The 19,350-nt window shown below is 32.4% G+C and carries 17 protein-coding genes; 9 read left to right on the top strand and 8 right to left on the bottom strand.

Annotation, left to right across the window (positions count from 1 at the left end):
- Positions 1 to 17: 17 nt before the first annotated feature.
- Positions 18 to 617 carry a GNAT family N-acetyltransferase gene (locus ABEB18_RS15875; protein ID WP_348800320.1) on the top strand — a complete coding sequence of 200 codons (600 nt, stop codon included), beginning with the start codon at positions 18 to 20 and terminating at the stop codon, positions 615 to 617.
- A gap of 4 nt (positions 618 to 621) precedes the next feature.
- Here ABEB18_RS15875 and ABEB18_RS15870 read toward each other — a convergent pair whose 3' ends face one another.
- Positions 622 to 2,544, bottom strand: coding sequence for a tetratricopeptide repeat-containing sensor histidine kinase (locus tag ABEB18_RS15870; RefSeq protein WP_348800319.1), 1,923 nt, complete (start codon positions 2,542 to 2,544; stop codon positions 622 to 624).
- 138 nt (positions 2,545 to 2,682) lie between these two features.
- On the opposite strand from ABEB18_RS15870, the gene ABEB18_RS15865 reads away from it, so the two are divergent.
- Positions 2,683 to 3,129 carry a hypothetical protein gene (locus ABEB18_RS15865; RefSeq protein ID WP_348800318.1) on the top strand — a complete coding sequence of 149 codons (447 nt, stop codon included), beginning with the start codon at positions 2,683 to 2,685 and terminating at the stop codon, positions 3,127 to 3,129.
- A gap of 138 nt (positions 3,130 to 3,267) precedes the next feature.
- Here ABEB18_RS15865 and ABEB18_RS15860 read toward each other — a convergent pair whose 3' ends face one another.
- From ABEB18_RS15860 to ABEB18_RS15830, 7 genes are all read right to left on the bottom strand, one after another.
- Positions 3,268 to 4,461 carry a peptidylprolyl isomerase gene (locus ABEB18_RS15860; RefSeq protein ID WP_348800317.1) on the bottom strand — a complete coding sequence of 398 codons (1,194 nt, stop codon included), beginning with the start codon at positions 4,459 to 4,461 and terminating at the stop codon, positions 3,268 to 3,270.
- 20 nt (positions 4,462 to 4,481) lie between these two features.
- A complete protein-coding gene (locus ABEB18_RS15855) occupies positions 4,482 to 5,606 on the bottom strand; it encodes a peptidylprolyl isomerase (RefSeq protein WP_348800316.1) in 1,125 nt (374 codons plus the stop codon).
- Positions 5,607 to 5,617: 11 nt separating this feature from the next.
- A complete protein-coding gene (gldI, locus tag ABEB18_RS15850) occupies positions 5,618 to 6,259 on the bottom strand; it encodes a gliding motility-associated peptidyl-prolyl isomerase GldI (protein WP_348800315.1) in 642 nt (213 codons plus the stop codon).
- Between the two features lie 6 nt (positions 6,260 to 6,265).
- Positions 6,266 to 7,270, bottom strand: a complete 1,005-nt coding sequence (locus tag ABEB18_RS15845; RefSeq protein WP_348800314.1) for a DHH family phosphoesterase — start codon at positions 7,268 to 7,270, stop codon at positions 6,266 to 6,268.
- 112 nt (positions 7,271 to 7,382) lie between these two features.
- Complete coding sequence (locus ABEB18_RS15840; protein WP_348800313.1) at positions 7,383 to 8,867, bottom strand: rhomboid family intramembrane serine protease; 1,485 nt, start codon at positions 8,865 to 8,867, stop codon at positions 7,383 to 7,385.
- Between the two features lie 38 nt (positions 8,868 to 8,905).
- On the bottom strand, positions 8,906 to 10,162 hold the full coding sequence (locus tag ABEB18_RS15835) for a chloride channel protein (RefSeq protein ID WP_348800312.1): 1,257 nt from the start codon (positions 10,160 to 10,162) through the stop codon (positions 8,906 to 8,908).
- Positions 10,163 to 10,226: 64 nt separating this feature from the next.
- Positions 10,227 to 10,613: a RidA family protein gene (locus ABEB18_RS15830; protein WP_348800311.1), complete on the bottom strand. Its 387-nt coding sequence runs from the start codon at positions 10,611 to 10,613 to the stop codon at positions 10,227 to 10,229.
- A 371-nt stretch (positions 10,614 to 10,984) separates the two neighbouring features.
- On the opposite strand from ABEB18_RS15830, the gene ABEB18_RS15825 reads away from it, so the two are divergent.
- From ABEB18_RS15825 to ABEB18_RS15795, 7 genes are all read left to right on the top strand, one after another.
- Positions 10,985 to 11,626 (top strand): hypothetical protein, encoded by a 642-nt coding sequence (locus ABEB18_RS15825; RefSeq protein WP_348800309.1) that lies wholly within the window; start codon positions 10,985 to 10,987, stop codon positions 11,624 to 11,626.
- Positions 11,627 to 11,802: 176 nt separating this feature from the next.
- On the top strand, positions 11,803 to 13,332 hold the full coding sequence (gene guaA, locus ABEB18_RS15820; protein WP_348800308.1) for a glutamine-hydrolyzing GMP synthase: 1,530 nt from the start codon (positions 11,803 to 11,805) through the stop codon (positions 13,330 to 13,332).
- 59 nt (positions 13,333 to 13,391) lie between these two features.
- Positions 13,392 to 15,272 (top strand): LysM peptidoglycan-binding domain-containing protein, encoded by a 1,881-nt coding sequence (locus ABEB18_RS15815; RefSeq protein ID WP_348800307.1) that lies wholly within the window; start codon positions 13,392 to 13,394, stop codon positions 15,270 to 15,272.
- 74 nt (positions 15,273 to 15,346) lie between these two features.
- Complete coding sequence (locus ABEB18_RS15810) at positions 15,347 to 17,305, top strand: LysM peptidoglycan-binding domain-containing protein (RefSeq protein ID WP_348800306.1); 1,959 nt, start codon at positions 15,347 to 15,349, stop codon at positions 17,303 to 17,305.
- Positions 17,306 to 17,334: 29 nt separating this feature from the next.
- The gene (locus tag ABEB18_RS15805) at positions 17,335 to 17,736 is read left to right on the top strand and encodes an OsmC family protein (RefSeq protein ID WP_348800305.1); all 402 of its coding nucleotides are present in this window, start codon (positions 17,335 to 17,337) and stop codon (positions 17,734 to 17,736) included.
- Between the two features lie 62 nt (positions 17,737 to 17,798).
- The gene (locus tag ABEB18_RS15800; protein ID WP_348800304.1) at positions 17,799 to 18,029 is read left to right on the top strand and encodes a DUF3820 family protein; all 231 of its coding nucleotides are present in this window, start codon (positions 17,799 to 17,801) and stop codon (positions 18,027 to 18,029) included.
- 38 nt (positions 18,030 to 18,067) lie between these two features.
- Positions 18,068 to 19,120, top strand: a complete 1,053-nt coding sequence (locus ABEB18_RS15795; protein ID WP_348800303.1) for a DKNYY domain-containing protein — start codon at positions 18,068 to 18,070, stop codon at positions 19,118 to 19,120.
- Positions 19,121 to 19,350 lie beyond the last annotated feature (230 nt).

Below are 19,350 nucleotides of genomic sequence, written 5' to 3'. Positions count from 1 at the left end.
AATTAGCTCAAAAAAATATGCGTATTAGCCAATTCCCTCAAAATATAATCCTCGAAGACGAGTTTGTTTTACTTAGACCTTTAGAACTTTCAGATATAAACCATCTTTTAGATTTTTCTCTTAATGAACCCGAAACTTGGGAATATTCTTTGGTCCGTGCAAATGGAAAAGAAAATCTTGAAAATTACATTCAGATCGCCATAAAGGAGAAAGTGAGCGGAAAAGAGTTTCCATTTATTGTATATGATAAAAAGGCTAATAAATATGCAGGAAGCACTCGCTTTTATGATATCAATTTGCCGTTCAAAACAGTACAATTAGGATATACTTGGTACGGTAAAGATTTTAGAGGAACTGGTCTTAATAAACATTGTAAATTTCTTTTGCTTCAATTTGCTTTTGAAACTCTGGGGATGGAGCGTGTAGAGTTACGTGCCGATAATAACAATACAAGAAGCATTGCTGCCATGAAAAGTATAGGCTGTAAAGTAGAAGGTGTACTGCGAAGCAATATGCCCACTGCTGAAGGAATTGTTCGTAGAGATTCTATAGTGTTGAGTATTCTTAGGTCAGAATGGTTTGATGAGGTTAAGGGAAATTTACAGAAAAAGCTCTAACGATTTAGGTTGTTCTTTTTTTAGGGAAACTTATAAAGAAAGTGCTTCCGTTTTCTTCTTCGCTTTCTACCCAAATTAGCCCTTTGTGCTTGTCGATAAATTCTTTGCATAGAATTAAACCCAACCCTGTGCTTGGTTCGTTTTCGGTACCCATTCTGTTGATTTTGGTGTTTATTTTAAATAAATCATTAATCAAATTTTGGTGCATACCAATTCCAGAATCTTTTATAGTGATAATTGTATTGACCGAGTCTTCTTTGGTTTGAATTATAATTGATCCGTTTTTTCGGGTAAATTTTATCGCATTTAGAACAATGTTGCGAATGATAGCCTGAAACATATTTTTGTCTGCAAATACTGTTGGATCGTTTGGAATTTCGGTTTTAATGGTTATTTCTTTTTTATCAGCAATATCGTATAAAGTAACAATGCTGTCCGATAGAATAGATTTTAAATTATGCTCAGTTGGAACAAATGATAATATGTTTTGCTCCATACGGGTCCAATCCAATAAGTTTTCTAAAAGCTCTGAAAGATTTTTTGCAGACGACCTAATGTTTTTTGCAGCAAATTTAATTTCCTCTTTTGGCATAGTTTCGAGGTCTTCTTCCATCAATTCGGTAAGCCCCAGAAAACCGTTAAAGGGACCTCTTAAATCATGAGCGATGATTGAGTAAAATTTATCTTTTTGTAAGTTAATATTAGAAATTAGTGCGTTTTTTTCTTTTAGAAGTTGATTGTTTCTTCTATTAGAAAGATATAAAAAAAAGAACAAACCTAATAATGTTGCTACTGTTGCAGATGCTGTTATTAATAGATAGAATTTTCGAGTATCATTTTTTATCCGTAATGTCTGGATTTCTATTTGTTGGTCTCGTAATGCAATTTCTCTTTGAAATTCAAGATTGACCATTTTCTTTTCTGTTTCTTTTGAGAAAATGGAGTCTTTAATAGAGGAGTACGCTTCAAAACATTTCAAAGCAATTTCATGATTTCCTTTGATTTTGTGTCCTTTTGCAAGATAAAAATTAGTGTCTTGTATATCTTTTAAGGAGTTGTATTTAGTAAATTCGACCAAAACAGATTCAAGAAGTGTAATGGATTTATCAATATAGTTGGCGGCATCTTTTTTGTGTTTTTCTTCTTGAGACATCAAATAATAGGCACGACCCATCTCGTAATTATTATACGTATTGTATAGGTTTATGTTGTTGTCTCCATAATTGACTATAGATTTGTTCAACATCTCAATCCCTTTTTCGTATTTTTTGATGTCGATGTAAGCGATACCAATATTGGTGAGATTTATTCCAATTCCCTTTATATCATCAATTTTTTTATTAATGATAAGAGCCTTGTAAAAGTAGTTTAGCGCTTTATTGTATTCTTCTTTTTGCAGGTAAACATCTCCTATATTATTAAGAAGAAGTGAAATATTGCGCTCTTTTTTGGATTGATAACTTAATTGTAATGCTTTATTATAAAATATAAGTCCTTGTTTGTAATTTTTAAGATCTATATAAATCAATCCAATATTGTTATACAAACTCGTGAGGTTTTTTTTGTCTTTTGTTTTTTCGCTTATTTCTAGAGCTTTATAGAAATTTTGTAATGCATGATGGTAATCTGATTTTATTTCATAGGCAACTCCTATGTTGGTGTAAGCACCACTTATTTGTACACTATCTTTTGTTTTTTTAGAGAACAGCAATGCTAGTTTGGCATATTTTATGGCGTTGTCTGGTCCAATATATTCTGTGAATGAAGAAAGTTTTGTTAATATAGAGGTTTTTACAGAGTCATTTTTGGCATGCTTCAATTCTGTTTTTAAAGAATCTATAGTCGTATTAATAGTATTTTGTGCCTGTATTGGAACAGAACATAAAACTATAAATAGAATTAAAAATCTAGAATATTTTTGGAGCATTTATGTGGTATTTTTTGTTCAAATGTAAACTAATTTAGGAAACAGCGTTGGGAAAATTTATATTTTTTTTGTTTTTAGTATAAAAATATTATTGTTAAAAAATGGATACCTTTGTAAACAAAGTAATAATTGATAAAAATGAAAATAAATCTTAAAAACGGAATTGACAAACTGATTTTTGGAATGAAGCAAAATGATGTTATCGCTATTTACGGTAAACCAAATAAAAATTATAAAGACGAAGATGATAACGTGATTTTTGTTTATAATGCTCTTAAAATCCGTATTACTTTTTACCAAGAAGAGGAGTTGAAATTAGGGTATATTGTTGCTTCAAGTTCAGATTTGGAATTGTTTGGGAACAAAATTATAAACAGAAAAATTAGTGATGTAAAAAAGGATTTAGCTCAAAAAGCTATAACCAAATTCACTCAAGAAGAGTTTGATACTTTTGAGAATTATTTTAACGAAGAAAACTGGTTTATTCTACAAACAGAATTTGAAGAAGTTGTTAAATTTGAAATTGGCGCAATAATCAATAACAAAGACGAATTTGACTGGAAGTTTGGGAAAGGTAAGTATTAGTGTTTTAGTCCTTAGTGATTAATTTTAAGTTAAACTATTTTGAACTAATCTTTAAACATTTAGAATTAGGATCTTCGTAACAAAAAAAGCCACAACATTGTAAAAATTGTCGTGGCTTTACTTTAGCTATAATTTAAATTATTGTTGCTTTTCGAACATTTCCAATTCGAAAATTAAATTGGCGTTTGGCGGAATTACTCCTCCTGCACCTCTTGGACCATAAGCAAGATTCGACGGTATAAATAAAATTACTTTTTCGCCATAGCTCATATTCCCTACACCTTCAAGGAAACCTGGTATTAATCCAGTCTTTTTTCCTGCTTCAAAAGGGAAAGGTAAATAACCGTTTTGTGCAGCTCTTGTAGCATCGAATTTTCCATAAGCTTTGCTTACTTCTTCATAGCTAGAATCAAACAATGTTCCGTCTTCCAAATAACCTGCATAGTGGAAATAAAATGTTGAACCATCTACTGGTTTTATACCTGTACCTTTGTTTACGACAGTATAAGCTAATCCAGATGGAGTAGTGGTAGCTTTTGCTTTTTCGGTTGCAAAATAGGCAACTTTAGCATTGATGGTAGCTCCATATTTGTCAAGATAAGCTTTTTTTGCATTGGCTTCTTCTTGAGCTTTTTTGTCAGCTTCTTTTTTTGCGTCAGCCTCTTTATTGTTAAAATAATCAGAAAATACTTTTACAGCATCAAATTTTTTGGCAGCTTCACCTTTTCTGGTAATCGTAATTTTGGTGATGACATCATCTTGTACTATTGCGTTTACTACATTTTGTCCTTGAGTTACTTGTCCAAAAATAGTATGTTTTCCTGTTAACCAAGGTGTGTCCTTGTGAGTGATAAAAAATTGACTTCCGTTGGTTGCTGGTCCTGAATTTGCCATTGCCAATATTCCAGCTTTATCAAATTTGGAGTCGTTAAATTCATCTTTAAAAGAATAACCAGGATCGCCAGAACCATTTCCTTGTGGATCTCCACCTTGAATCATAAAATCGTTGATTACTCTATGGAATTTTAGACCGTCATAAAACGGTTTTCCTTTTAACTTTTCGACTGTTACAAAAGGATTTTTTCCTTCAGCAAGACTTATAAAGTTGGCTACTGTAACTGGTGTCTTTTGATAAAACAATTGAATCGTGATGTTTCCTTTGTTGGTTGCAATGGTGGCAAAAATTCCTTCGGCAACGGCTGGTTTGGTCGCTGGTTTTGCAGCAGGCTTAGAAGCTGTTGTTGTTTTTTTTGCAGGAACCGTTTTTTTGGTGGTTTGAGCATTTAAGTGAAATACTCCCAGTAAGAGTACTATTAGGAATTTAGATTTCATTTTGTTTATTACAATTTTAATTAATTTGAGGCTTTGTCTAGTAATTCAATTTCGAAAACAATATCGGTGTTTGGCGGAATTACATCTCCAGCACCAGCTTCACCATAAGCTAGATGCGATGGGATAAAAATCACGGCTTTGTCTCCAATAGCTAATTTTTCGATTCCTTCTATGAAACCAGGAATAAGTCCATCTTTTTTACCAATTTGAAATGGAATTGGGCTATAACCATTTGCTGCTGCTCTATTGGCATCGTATTTTCCAAAAGTTTTGGAAACGCTCTCTATACTGGAATCAAATAAAATTCCGCTTTCTAAAAATCCTGCATATGGAATATAAACTGTTGAACCCACAGATGGTTTTTTACCAGAACCTTTTTGAGTAATAACATATTTAAGCCCAGTAGCAGTTTTGGTTGCTTTGCTTTTTAAAGCTGTAAAAAAGGCTGATTTTTCATCGCAAACAGTTTTGTATTTGCTTTCGTATTCTTTTCTGGCAGCTTCTTCGGCAGCAATTTTCTGTCTTTGATTTTCAGATTCTATTTTGAAATAATCATAGAAAGTTTTTTTGGTATCAAATTTTTTAGCGTCTTCTCCATTTCTGATAATGGTAACACTTTTGATAAAATCATCTTGTTCAATTTTGTTTACAACATCTAGGTTGTAATCTACAACGTGACCAAAAATGGTGTGTTTTCCATCAAGCCAAGGTGTTTCGATGTGGGTGATGAAAAATTGGCTACTGTTGGTTCCTGGGCCATTATTGGCCATTGCCAAAAGTCCACCTTTGTCAAATCGTAAATCCGAAAATTCGTCTTTGAATTTATACCCCGTATCTCCAGAACCTGTTCCTAGCGGATCACCCGTTTGGATCATGAAATCTTTGATTACTCTATGAAATTTTAAACCGTCGTAAAAAGGTTTGCTTTTTAGTGTGTCGTTTACCACAAAATCATTGTTTCCTTCGGCTAATGTTACAAAATTAGCTACTGTAACAGGTGCTTTTTTGTAATCCAGTTCTAATAAAATACTTCCTTTGTTGGTTTCGATTTCGGCATATAAACCATCTGGTAAATTATTGTGCTCTTTATTGCAAGAGATTAAAGTTGTAATGAATAATAATGCAAATAAAATATTTCTTTTCATTCTGAATTCTTTTAATTTGTTAGAGTGTCTTTATGGGTAACTTTTGGTTTTGATTGAACAGTAACGTTTGGAGCTGTCGCAAGTTGTTTTTGTTTGTTGTATTCTACCTCAGGCATAAAATCGTGCAAAGTAACGGTGCAAAACAAAGGTTGGTTGGTTCCTATTTTATTATTGTCTCCATGATAGCCGTATCCCATGTGTGATGTAAATAGGAAATGTACTTTTTCTTTTTTTCGCATTAATTTGATACCGTCTCGTAAACCCATCATGATGTTTTGTTTATCGACTTTGTAGAGTTGGGTTTCTAGTTCTTCTTTAGAATAAATAATATTTCCGTTCAAATCTTTTATTTCATAATCAAAGATGGCAATATCTCCTTTTTTGGGAGTAATACTGTCTTTTAGATTTTTGGTTTCATAATAATACCAATACCCTTTTTTGGAAGCAATGAATTTGTTTACCGAATCTTTTTTGATTATAGCATCAATTTGAGCTTCTTCACCAGCAATGATTTTTTTATTTCGGGCAATAGATTCTTTCATAAAACTACCAGAAGAATGCGAAATTGGCTTGCGAGCTTCTTGTTGTTGTTTACAACTAACCAAAAATAAAGCTGCAAAAACGATAAGTATTCCTGTTTTAATCGTATTCATAGTAGATTATATTTTTAATTTTTGAACGATATTTTCAAATCTATTTAGGGTTGCTTCCATAGAATCTTCTGATTTTCCTCCAGCTGCATTGATATGTCCACCTCCTTGAAAATGGTCTCTTGCAAATTGATTGACATCAAAATCTCCTTGAGAACGGAACGATATTTTAATGATTTGGTCTTCTTTGTTTTCAATAAAAATGGCAGTAAATACAATTCCTTTTATGCTTAATCCATAGTTGACAATTCCTTCGGTATCTCCTTTTATATAATCAAAACTATCCAATTCGTCTTGAGTTAATGTTGTATAGGAAGTTTTGTGATCCATCATTACTTTCATGTTTTGCAAAGCACGACCAAGTAGTTGCAATCTATTGTAGGAACTATTATCAAACAATAAGGATGGGATTAATGAATTTTCGACACCAAGATCAATTAAATCGGCTACAATTCGATGAGTGGTTCCAGTAGTTTTTGGAAAACGAAAAGAGCCAGAATCTGTCAAAATCCCTGTATATATACAAGTAGCTATTGTTTTGTCAATATCTTGTTTTTGGTCTAAAAAAGAAATGAAATTGTAAATCATTTCGCAAGTAGAACCAAACTCAACATTCGAATAGGTGTAGGTAGCGTAGTCATCTGGTTTTTGATGATGATCGATCATAATGAACGGAGCTGTAAGTTTTTCTAAAACCTGTTCCATTTCACCAGTTCTATGTAGGGCATTAAAATCTAATGTAAAGACAATCTCTGCTTGTTCTAAAATTTTGGTACAGTTTTCTTTGTCTTTTTCATACACTTTTACGGTTTCAGAACCAGGCATCCAAGCCAAAAATTCAGGGAAGTCATTTGGAGAAATTACCGTAGGGTAGTGATTGTTTTTTATTAAAAAATGATATAATGCCAATGTCGATCCCATGGCATCTCCGTCTGGACCTCTATGGGGTATTATTGCTATTTTTTTAGGGGTTGCCAGCAGCAACTGTATCGCCTGTATGTCTTGTTTATTCATAGTCTGCGAAAATACATTTTTTTGGTGTAATGTTGAAAGTTTTTAGGGAATTAACATGTTTTTACATATTGTAATTAAAACGCATTTTTGCTGTTTGAATTGGATGTCTTTTTTACTGAGATTGTTTGGCCGAATTTTGTTGTATTAAAGTGATGAGGTTTTGGATTTCTTCGTTTAGGTCATCAATATCATTATCGTAATCGGTACTATTCTCGTTTATTTTTTTATATGAAAGTCCAAAGGATTTTACACGCAATTCACAGTATTTAATTAAGTTTTTGTTTTGTTCGTGTAGGTTTTCGGGAAGACTCAATCGTTCCATTTTTTTTAATAGATTAATGTTTTCTTCCCAATAGTAAATACCTCTTTCTTTAATCATATACAGAACATGTTCTTTGCTTTCGAAATAATCCCCATGATAGGATTCTAAAGCTAATTTTTCCATTTCAACAAAATCTTGCATACCTTCTTGGTATTCTGCAAATTGATAAATATAAGCTTTGGTGTCTTTGCAAATCGAAATTAAAACCCCTCCAGAAATAACCGAAAACAAGCTGGCTACTACTAATGCTATTGGTCTTTTTTTATTTAAAAGAACATAGAATACACCAATAATTAAGCCGAAACATAGTCCGCCAATATGAGCAGCGCCGTCTATTCCTTCTTTGAAACTGCCAAGTACATTTATGGTAATAAATAATGTTAGGGTAGCTAATAAATTTTTGTCTATTTTTTTATTTATGACTCCAAAACAGAGAACTATAAACAAAATACCATACATTCCAAAAATAGCTCCCGAAGCTCCTGCACTTACAAGATTACTATTCCAATATAAACTGCATAAACTAGATAGCAGACCTAATAAAATATAGGTTGTTACGAATCCCCATTTTTTTAAATAAGGTTCTAAAAGTAAACCAACATAAGCCAATGCATAACAATTCATTATCAGATGGATTATGCCAATATGAATAAAACAAGCTGTAAATAATCGCCACCAATTATTTTCGATTGTCAATTGTCCAAAATTTCCACCCCAATCAATAATGTCATTTACTTCGGGAACAAAAGGGTTAACTCCAGAGAAGGTCATTAACAAAAAGATTAAGATGTTAATGTTGATTAAAATTGGGGTAATAAAATAATCTTTGACAGGAATAAATGGTGAAAAAAAAGAATAAAATGTGCTTATGTGTTTTTCTTCCTCAATATAAGGTTGGAGTATTGTTTTTTCATAAGCAATACTTTCAGTAATAATAGACTCATTCAAATCCAAAATTGCTTTTTCTTTTTTTACCTCATAAAATAAATCTAAAAAAGCTTCAACATTTTTTTTGTTTTTGCCACTATCGTAAATTTGGTTCCCATCACTCCAGCTTTTTATGAAGACATCTTCATTGCTAAGATCAATAAGAATATATTCTGTCCAAGTGTTTGAATTGTTTTGAGTTTCAGCGATCAGTTCAGTTTCATTTATTCTTATGATATTCCAATTTAACTTCCTAAAAGTTTCGATTGTAATAAATGCAAATTCTAATTTAGATTGCTTATTTAGAGCTTGATATTGAGAATACGAAGAGGGAAGTCCGAAAGCCATGCTTTTTTTGGGTGGTTTAAGTTAGTTAATATTCAATATTATAAAATTTTGGTTTCTTGTTTTCTTAATTTTCGATAAAAATGAAATTTAGCACCTCTTACAATTTGTGATTTGTAAATGCCAATTGTTCCAGATGAAAAATAAGCAACTATACAAGCAACACCAATATAAAGTCCACATTCATAACCAAAAAGTTCGATGCCCATTACAGTACAAGCTATAGGTGTGTGAGTGGCTCCCGAAAACACAGCCACAAATCCCATTCCTGCTAATAGGGCTATAGGTAAAGGAACGATAGTAGATAATGCACTACCGAGTGTTGCGCCTACAAAAAACAGAGGGGTTACTTCTCCACCTTTAAAACCAGCTCCAAGTGTGAAACCCGTAAAGAGTATTTTTAATAAAAAATCGTAACTGTTGTTTGAAATAGTAAACGCACTAACAATTTCTGGGACACCTAATCCAATAAATTTGGTGTTGTTGGAGATGAAGATAATTAGAGCCAAAATTAAACCGCCAATAAAGGGTCTTAGAGGAGGATACTTTATGTTTTTTGAAAATAATTTTCCCCAGAAATGAGTTGTTCTGGAAAAAAGTAAAGCGGCTAGACCAAACAGAATGCTTACAATAATAACCCAAAACAAATTAGTAAAACTCATAGGAGGGATTATGGGTATTGCATAATGAGTGTGTTTTACGTCCCAAAATTCTACCGTAAAATAAGCGATGAAAGCCACCAGAAAAGAAAGAAATATGCTTTTGATATTTATTTTGCTAAAATAAACAATCTCTAAAGCGAATATAGCTCCAGCAATTGGTGTTCCAAATACAGATGCAAAACCAGCACTGATTCCTAAAATTATCAAAACCCTTCTGTCTTTCTGGTTTAATGTAAACAGAGGTGTACATAAATCGGCAATAGCACCACCCATTTGTACTGCAGTTCCTTCACGTCCCGCAGATCCGCCAAAAAGGTGGGTGATTAATGTTCCTAATAAGACTAAAGGAGCCATCAAAAAAGGAATCTTTTTTTCGGGTTTGTGGTATTCCTCTAAAAGTAAGTTGTTTCCTTTTGTGATTTTGGGATCTGAATAATAATAAAGATAGCCAATAAGTAAACCTCCCAAAGGTAATAACCAAATTATCCAAAAGTTATGGATTCTAATTTGCGTAACATATTCTAATGCTACTAAAAAAAAGGCTGAGGCCGAACCAGAAAAAATGCCTATCAAACCACAAATGAGAAACCATTTGAGTGTGATAAGCATTAATTGGGTTGTATTTTTAGATTCCATTGAGGGCAATTACTTTTTTAAGCAATGTAGTTAAAAGTAATGCAATCTATGTATTTTTCTAGAATTATTCTGATACGACAGCTGTGAATTCAATTTCGACTAAATATTCAGGGGCAACCAATTGGTTGATGCCATAAAATCCTGTAGTTGGTTTGATGTCTTTAAAAAAAGTAGCATGTGCTCTAGCAACATCTTCAAAGGTAGTTACATCAGTTGTAAAAATTCGAGTACGAATCACATCTTCCATACCTACTTTTAAGTCCGCAAGTACTTTTTCAACTCTTTCTAAAATATTTAGGGTTTGAGCATAAGCGTCATCAGCTTTTACTTTTTCTCCATCAACTATGGCAACAGTTCCAGATACTTCAATAATGTTTCCAATACGAACTGCTCGGCAATATCCCATTTTGTCCTCCCATGGTGAGCCAGTCAGGATGTTTTCTCTTTTCATTAATTTAGTTTTTAAAGTTTGTTAATTGATTTTTAAAAGAGGTATTTTATGGTGAAAATAGCTTCTCAATTAAAGCGTGCAATTTATAAAAAAATAGAATTAAAAAATGAGCGTTTTGGGTAGAACCCCTTTATTATTGCTCAATTTTATTTTTTCATAACAAAATAATGTAGATCGTTTAATTTCTTTTTCTAAAGTCAATTTTTGTATTCTAATTTTAAATTTCTTAACAACATTCTAAAAATAAATTATGTTTGTTTTATGATTTTATAGTCTTCATTTTTTTATTTTTGGATTATATTTTTAAACAAAAGACCTACTTTTTAAATATGACGAAGCAATTTTATTTATTTATTTTTCTAATAAGTTTTGTGACTTGCACATATGGCCAGGTAGAGTTTAGCAACAAGTTTAAAGGAATTCCTCCAGTAAATACAAAGCCTAAAACAGAGAAAAAAGAAATTCCACCTGTTGATCCCAATACACCTGTAATTATTCCGCCAAATATTTACAAGAATCCAAATGTAATTCAGCCTCAACCCAATCCTGTTGACGATTATAAGTTGCCTGTGAAGAGTGAAATTTCGATGACTCCAAAAGATGAGTTTATTAATCCTGGTGATGAAGTGAGGGATCGATTGAATAAAAAAACAGATCGTCAAGAAAGTTTAGCTTTTCGTAGAAATCAAAATTTAGGAACTTTTAATTCATCGGCTAACTCGGCAACCGTGATGTATCGTGATGCGCAATATGTAGATGGCGATTTGATTCGCGTTTATTTAAATGGTGTCGTAATTCAAACTCAGGTATATCTAACGAGTAGTTTTAAAGGTTTTGATGTTGAATTGAAAAAAGGTTTTAATAAAATTGATTTCGAAGCGTTAAACCAAGGAGATTCAGGACCTAATACTGCTGAGTTTAGAGTTTTTGATGATCAAAAAAACTTGATTTCTGCTAGCGAATGGAACTTAGCTACTGGTTTTAAGGCGACAATTATTATTGTGAAAGATTAATTTTATTAAAGATTAAATTGATTTTAAAACAAGGTGTTCGTTTTTTATGGTGTTTAATTTCAAATAGTTATTGTCTTTTTTTGATGTTTGATTTCTCTAGGATTCCTATCGTATAAGGCGATAAAAAAAATCTAAATTCAATTTTTCAAATTCGAATATAAAAAGTATTTTTGCGCATGCAACACAACGTACTTATTTTAGATTTCGGATCGCAATACACACAGCTTATTGCGCGTAGAGTTCGCGAATTAAATATATTCTGCGAAATTTTTCCTTACAATCACATTCCGAGTGATTTATCAAGTTATAAAGCCGTAATTCTTGGAGGTAGCCCTTTTTCTGTTAGAGGAGAAGATGCCCCACATCCAGATTTATCCCAAATTAGAGGAAAGTTACCATTACTTGCCGTTTGTTATGGAGCGCAATACTTAGCTCATTTCAGTGGTGGAGAAGTAGCTGCTTCTAACACGAGAGAATATGGTAGAGCTAATTTGTCTTATATCAAAGAAGGTGAAACTTTCTTCGAAGGAGTATCAGCAAACAGTCAAGTTTGGATGAGCCATAGTGATAGTATCAAAGCTTTGCCTACAAACGGTGTTAAGTTAGCAAGTACGCATGACGTAGAATTTGCCGCTTACAAAATTGAAGGTGAAACAACTTATGCTATTCAATACCATCCCGAAGTTTACCATTCTACAGAAGGGAAGCAAATGTTGGAGAACTTCTTAGTAAAAATTGCTCACGTACCTCAAAATTTCACGCCAAATGCTTTCGTAGAAGAAATTGTGGCCGAAATGAAAGAAAAAATCGGAGACGATAAAGTTGTTCTTGGACTCTCGGGAGGTGTAGATTCAACTGTTGCTGCGGTTTTATTAAACAAAGCTATTGGTCAAAATCTATATTGTATTTTTGTAAATAACGGATTGCTTCGTAAAAACGAGTTCGAAAGTGTATTAGAACAATACAAAGGAATGGGCTTGAATGTAAAAGGAGTTGATGCTGGTGAGCGTTTCTTGTCAGAATTGGCTGGAGTGAGTGACCCAGAAACCAAACGTAAAATTATCGGGCGTGTGTTTATCGAGGTTTTTGATGATGAATCACACTTGTTAACTGATGTAAAATGGTTGGCTCAAGGAACCATTTATCCAGATGTAATTGAGTCAGTTTCGGTAAAAGGGCCATCGGCAACCATCAAGTCACATCACAATGTAGGTGGTTTGCCGGATTATATGAAATTAAAAATTGTTGAACCTTTGCGTATGCTTTTCAAAGATGAGGTGCGTAGAGTAGGAGCAACTTTAGGGATCGATCCTGAATTGTTAGGAAGACACCCTTTCCCAGGACCTGGATTGTCTATCCGTATTTTGGGGGATATTACCCCAGAAAAAGTTAGAATCTTACAAGATGTTGATAAAGTGTTTATTGATGGGTTGAAATCTTGGGGGTTATATGATAAAGTTTGGCAGGCAGGAGCGATTTTACTCCCTGTAAATAGTGTTGGTGTAATGGGAGATGAGCGTACTTACGAGAAAGTTGTAGCACTTCGTGCAGTAGAATCTACAGATGGGATGACTGCTGATTGGGTACATTTACCATATGAGTTCTTAATGAAAGTTTCAAATGATATCATTAATAAAGTAAAAGGTGTAAACCGAGTAGTTTATGATATTAGTTCAAAACCACCAGCAACAATTGAGTGGGAATAGTAATTTTTTTAACATTAAGTCGTTACATTTGTAACGACTTAATTTTTTAAAACCTACTTATGAGAAAATTTTTAAAAGTTCTATTGTTTGTTGTTTTGGTATCTAATGTCTCTTTCGGACAACAATCTTCAAACAAACATATTGTTTTAAAAGGCGAAACCATAGCCCAAATCGCTCAAAATTACAAGACTACGCCAGCCGAAATTTATAGGCTGAATCCCGAGTCTCAAAATGGAATTACAGAAAATCAACTTCTTTGGGTTCCAGCATTACTTCCTCAAAATTCAATTAAACATATTGTTGCGCCAAAGGAAACTTTGTTCGGATTGGCTACAAAATACAATGTGACAGTAGAAACCATTCAAAACGCAAATGCAGCAATTTTGACAAATGGATTACAGGTTGGTCAAGAATTAGTTATACCACAAGAATCTAAAACTGAATCCGCATCGTCCAAAAATACCCATTTGGTACAACCCAAAGAATCATTGTTTAGCATCGCTAGACTTTATAATGTGTCTGTAGAAGATTTAGATAAAACTAATACAGAAATTTTAAAAGAGGGGTTGAAAATAGGACAAACCATAACCATTCCAAACAAAAAGAAAACGTTGGATGGTAGAGTTAGGGTTATTAATGATGAAACTGTTTTTTATGTGGTAAAACCAAAAGAAACAAAGTATTCTATTGCAAAACTATTCGGAATTACAATTGAACAATTAGAATCTCAAAACCCTGAAATCGTAAACGGATTAGTCGAAGGAAATAAATTGGCAATTAACGTTAACGGTGTTAAAGCTACTAATGAAAATGAAGAATTGATGCTCGCTTTGGCAGAAAAACAAGTGGTGGTTGAGAAGTCAAAAGCAAATGAAAAAGAAATAAGTGCTTTGAAAGATAAATTAGAATTGCAAGATGAAATCAATCAAAGGGTGATAAAAGTTAATGGACTTTTGGTTGATTTGAAAGAACTTGATAATACCAAAGAAGGTTCTGCCGAAAAACTTAAAATGGTATTGGAGGCGAACAAAAAGATTCAGGAAATTCTTTTGGTAAAATTAGATTCATTGGTGAATACCATGAGTAAAGACTTGAATGATTTGAAAAAAACCGAATTGGTAGATTTGGATGAGTCTGTTCGTTTGCAAAAAATTTCGAACGAAAACATAAAGAAAACAAACGATTTGTCAATGCAACTCAAAAAACAATTGGCTGATAATCGAAAAGTGTATTCTGGTTTGATGGATAAGGCTGAACGAATTGCCGTTGAAGAAAATCAACAGTACAAAAAAAGCATTCGTGAAAATAGTAAACAAAAACCATCAGAAACTAATGTTGTAAAATTGACTCCTGAAGAATTGAAAACGATGGAAATGCAACAGCGAGTAAGGGATTTAAATAATATAAAACTGATTACCAAATTAGATTCGCTAAACAATGAAAGTAAAGCCGAATTGAGATTGCATATCAGTAAAGCCGATTTTTATAGCAAACAAGCCAGAACTTATGATGATAATTTGGCAAAATTGAAAAATCAAAGTTATAAAAATAAAGCATCTGAGTCTCAGAGTGCTGTACAATCAAATGTGGTTGCAAAATCATTGCCTTTAGATCAAATTAAAAAGGAATTAGACAAGCAACCAGCCGTAATAAAATCTATTAAAATAGAAAAAGTTGAGGGATTGAAAGAGGTAAGTACAGGATATTATGTGGTAGTTGGAAATTTTAAAGAAGCAACCGAAAGAGATGCTTTTATTAGGAAATTGGTAGATTCTGGAGCTTTAGAGAGTAACTTTTTTTACAATATAAATATTCAATCGTATTACGTGTATTCAAAAATGTTTACAACAAAAGAAGAAGCGCAATACGAGTGTGTTCAAAAAAAGGGTAAATCACATTTTGAAAATGTATTTATCGCAAACGTAGTTTCAGAAAATTAAAAATCGTAAAAAATAGCAACTGTAAGAATGTATAGTTGCAATAAAGAAAGTAATTTTATTAAAAATAAAACAGCATGACATTATTAAATAAAAGCTATTTTTTAACCTCAATTTGTGCGATACTATTTTCGACATCATCGATAATGGCTCAAGAAAAAATTGAAAAATATATAGTTGAAAAAGGAGAAACAGTAACTCAAATAGCTAAAAAGTTTAATGTTACACCTTATGATATCTATAAACTCAATCCTGATGCTCAAAGCGGGTTGAAGCCAAATAGCGTTTTATTGATTCCAAAAGCTAAAGCAAAAAATAACGATACAGCTTTAAGAACTACTGCTAAATCTACATCCAAAACACATGTAGTTTTGGCAAAGGAAACCTTATTTGGTATCGAAAAAAAATACAATGTAACCGATGAAGAATTAAAAAAGGCGAATCCTGATTTGGTTAAATACGGTTTGCAGATTGGTCAAGTTTTGAATATTCCGTCTAAAGGGAGTGCTAAAAAGACAACAGTAGTCAATAACAAACCTGTATTTCATACTGTATTGCCAAAAGAAACTAAATATTCAATTGCGAAACAGTATGGGATTTCAATTGAAGAATTAGAGCGAAAAAACCCTGATATTGTTTCTAATTTGACTGTTGGATATGAATTGTTAATAAAAGGACAACGTCCCGAAAATAAAGCAACAAGTACTGATGTAGAGACGAAGAAAACAGATGCTAAACTTTCCATTGCTGAGATTATAGAATCCCCAACTTTTGTAAATTATACAATCAAATCTAAAGAGACTTTTTATAGTTTATCGAAACAATTTGGATTGTCGCAACAAGAATTGACTGTTTTGAACCCAATTTTAGTAAATGGGGTTCAAGAAGGAATGATTATAAAAGTTCCGACACAGTCAAATCAAGTTGTAACAAATTCGGTAAAGCAAAATGTTGTTTTGACAAAACCTAGTAGCAATGACAAGAAAACGTTGGTTTTGTTGTTGCCGTTTAATGTCGAAAAAATGGATCCTGCAACTAGCTTGACCGTTGATAAGTTAAATGAAGATAAGTTTTTAAATATGACTTTAGACTTTTATTCTGGAGCAATGATGGCTATTGATTCGGCTAAACAGATTGGTGTAAATGTTGATGTTAAAGTGTTTGATTCAAATGAGAGTAAGTCAACCTCAAATGTGAGTACGATTTTTAATAATACCACTCTTTTGAATACTGATGCGGTGATAGGACCATTTTATCAGAGCAATGTCGAGAAAACGGCAAATATTCTAAAAGAAAATAATGTTCCTGTTATTTCGCCTTTGTCTAAAGATGATGCAAATCCGATCCCTAATTTGTACCAATCAATCATTTCCAATTCTGATTTAAAAACAGGAATGTTTAATTTTCTAAATGCAAAGCAAGGTAATATCATTGCTGTTATAGATAAAAAAAAGGAGACGATCCGAAAGTATATTTTAGAAAATCAAAAAGATGTTAAAATCGCACCTTTGACCGCAACAGGAGGTGTGAATATAGAAGGATTTAAAGCGCAATTGGTAAAAGATAAAATGAATTATGTTATTCTAGAAACTGCCAATACCGCAATGATAAAATATACCATCAAAGCGATGCTTGATGTTATGGCGACATACCAAGTTCAATTAGTAATTTTAGAATCGAATGACACTTTGGATACAGATGATATTTATTTTGAGAATTTGACTAAGTTGCATTTGATGTATCCTTCTGTTACTCGAGAAAACAATTCTCCAGAAGCACTATTGTTTATGCAGAGTTATCGAAATAAAAATAAAGTTAATCCAAGTACATTTGCCATTCGTGGTTTTGATGTAACTTTTGATACTTTGATGCGTTTATCTCAAGGGAAATCCTACCAAGAAACTGCCGAAATGATGGTAACTGAACAAATCGAGAGTAAGTTTGATTACCAAAAAAATAAGGAAGGAAACTTTGTTAATAATGGATTTTATATTTTGTATTACGACACTGATCTAACAGTGAAAGAGGCCAAATAAAATAATAAACTATAATTAAAAATATAGCAATGACATCAAAAGTAACGTATTTAGGAGATTTAAGAACTTCTTCAGTACATATTCAATCGGGTACCGAGATTCTATCAGATGCTCCAGTAGATAACAACGGTAAAGGAGAGGCTTTTTCTCCAACAGATGCTGTAGCTAATGCTTTGGCAACTTGCATGATGACCATAATGGGGATAAAATCAAGAGATTTGAATGTTGATTTTAAGGGATCTACAGCTGCTGTTACAAAATTAATGAGTGCCGATCCAAGGCGTATTAGAGAAATCGAAATTATCTTTGAAATTGTGGGTGTAGCTGAAACAAAAGATAGGATAATTTTAGAAAAAGCCGCAATGACTTGTCCTGTTTTCTTGAGTTTACATCCAGATATCGAGAAGAGAATAAGTTTTATTTGGAAGTAAAACAAAAAAAATAGTAATATTAAAAAAAAAAGCTCTTTCAATAGAGCTTTTTTCTTTGTCAAATGGATCAAAATCAAAATCAACTTATAAAGTTGGCACATACCAAAATGCCTTTCGGGAAATATGAAGGGTATTATCTTATTGATATTCCAGAATATTATATAGTTTGGTACAGTAATAAAGGTTTTCCAAAAGGTGAACTTGGCGAACAGTTAAAATTAGTTCATGAATTAAAACTCAATGGGCTCGAAGAATTAATTCGGAACATTAAACAGAAATACCCAAAACCGTAATAATAGAGTAGTATCATTTTTAGAATCCTTTTGGTTGTATGAATATGTTAGTAAATATTGTGATTACTTGTATATGCTTGCCTTGGCCAGCAATGATTATGATGTCGCCTATGATGATTGCGGCTCCAGAATTTGCTAGTAAAAAATCATCAATCCTAACGGCTATTTTATTTTTTATGTATCCGTCAATAATTTTTCTGTTATTGTATTTATTGGGATATTCATTTTATGAAACAAATCCATTTTGGTGGTTTATAGTAACCTTGATATTGGGATTGCTTGTCACAATATCGTACGGACTTCCTCGTCAGTGGAATAATGTTTCTAGAGGAATATCCAATTATGGTTATTTTATAAAAGGAAAATACGTTTATTTTGATGGGAAAATTATTAAAAACGCCCATCCAGATTCGTTTACTCAATTCGATAATCGAGGTTATTATAGTAAGGATAAAAACAATGTTTATTATAATACTAAAAAAATTGCTACCGCAGATGCAACTAGTTTTCGTCCTTTAGCAAATGACACAACTAATAATTATTGGCATGATAAACACAATGCCTACTATAAGTGGGGAATCATTCCTGGAGCAGATGGTGCCAGTTTTACTTATGTTGGAGAAGAATATGCTTATGATGCTAAAAATGTTTTTTTTCAGGATAAGGTATTGAAAGAAGCAGATAGAAACACATTTAGATCATTGCAAGGATTAGTGGGACGTGATGATAAAAATATTTTTGTTCAAAATAAAATAGTCACCAATGTAAATAATCCTGAAAGCTTTGAAATTGTTACTATTTCTGATGTAGCATTTGGCAAAGATAAAACGCATATTTACGCCCTTCGATATGTACTGCCTTTTCCTATGTTGCCTTTTCCTGAAGCGGATTTAGATACTTTTGAAGTTGTTGGTGAATATTATGCTAAAGATAAAAATCAAGTGTATTATTACAGTTACCATAAAAGTGATATCCTCGTTTTGGAAGAAGTAAATCCCGAAAAATTTAAGCTGTTTTTTGACTCAACTCGAGGTACAGACGCCACTGATGGTAAACATTATTATAAATCTGGGGAATTATTTGTTGAGTAGTATTTAAATAGAGGATTTTTTTTGTTTAATGAAAGAGGTGAATCATTGGGATAAGTTTAACGATATAGAGGTAGTTATGCTTATTCAATACAGGATATGATAAATTGGTTTTAAAAGTGTAAGCGCAGTTTTTAGTGTGTATCACAGTCTTTAAGTCTAATTTCGAAGTTGGCAAATTTTCTAATTGTGACATCGTCTAATTGTCTAATTAAATTTGTACTTTTGCCACG

Source organism: Flavobacterium adhaerens, assembly GCF_040045115.1.
GTDB classification, from domain to species: Bacteria; Bacteroidota; Bacteroidia; order Flavobacteriales; family Flavobacteriaceae; genus Flavobacterium; species Flavobacterium adhaerens.
The sequence above is the reverse complement of the archived record's forward strand: the minus strand, read 5'-3'. Positions and strand labels throughout refer to the sequence as shown.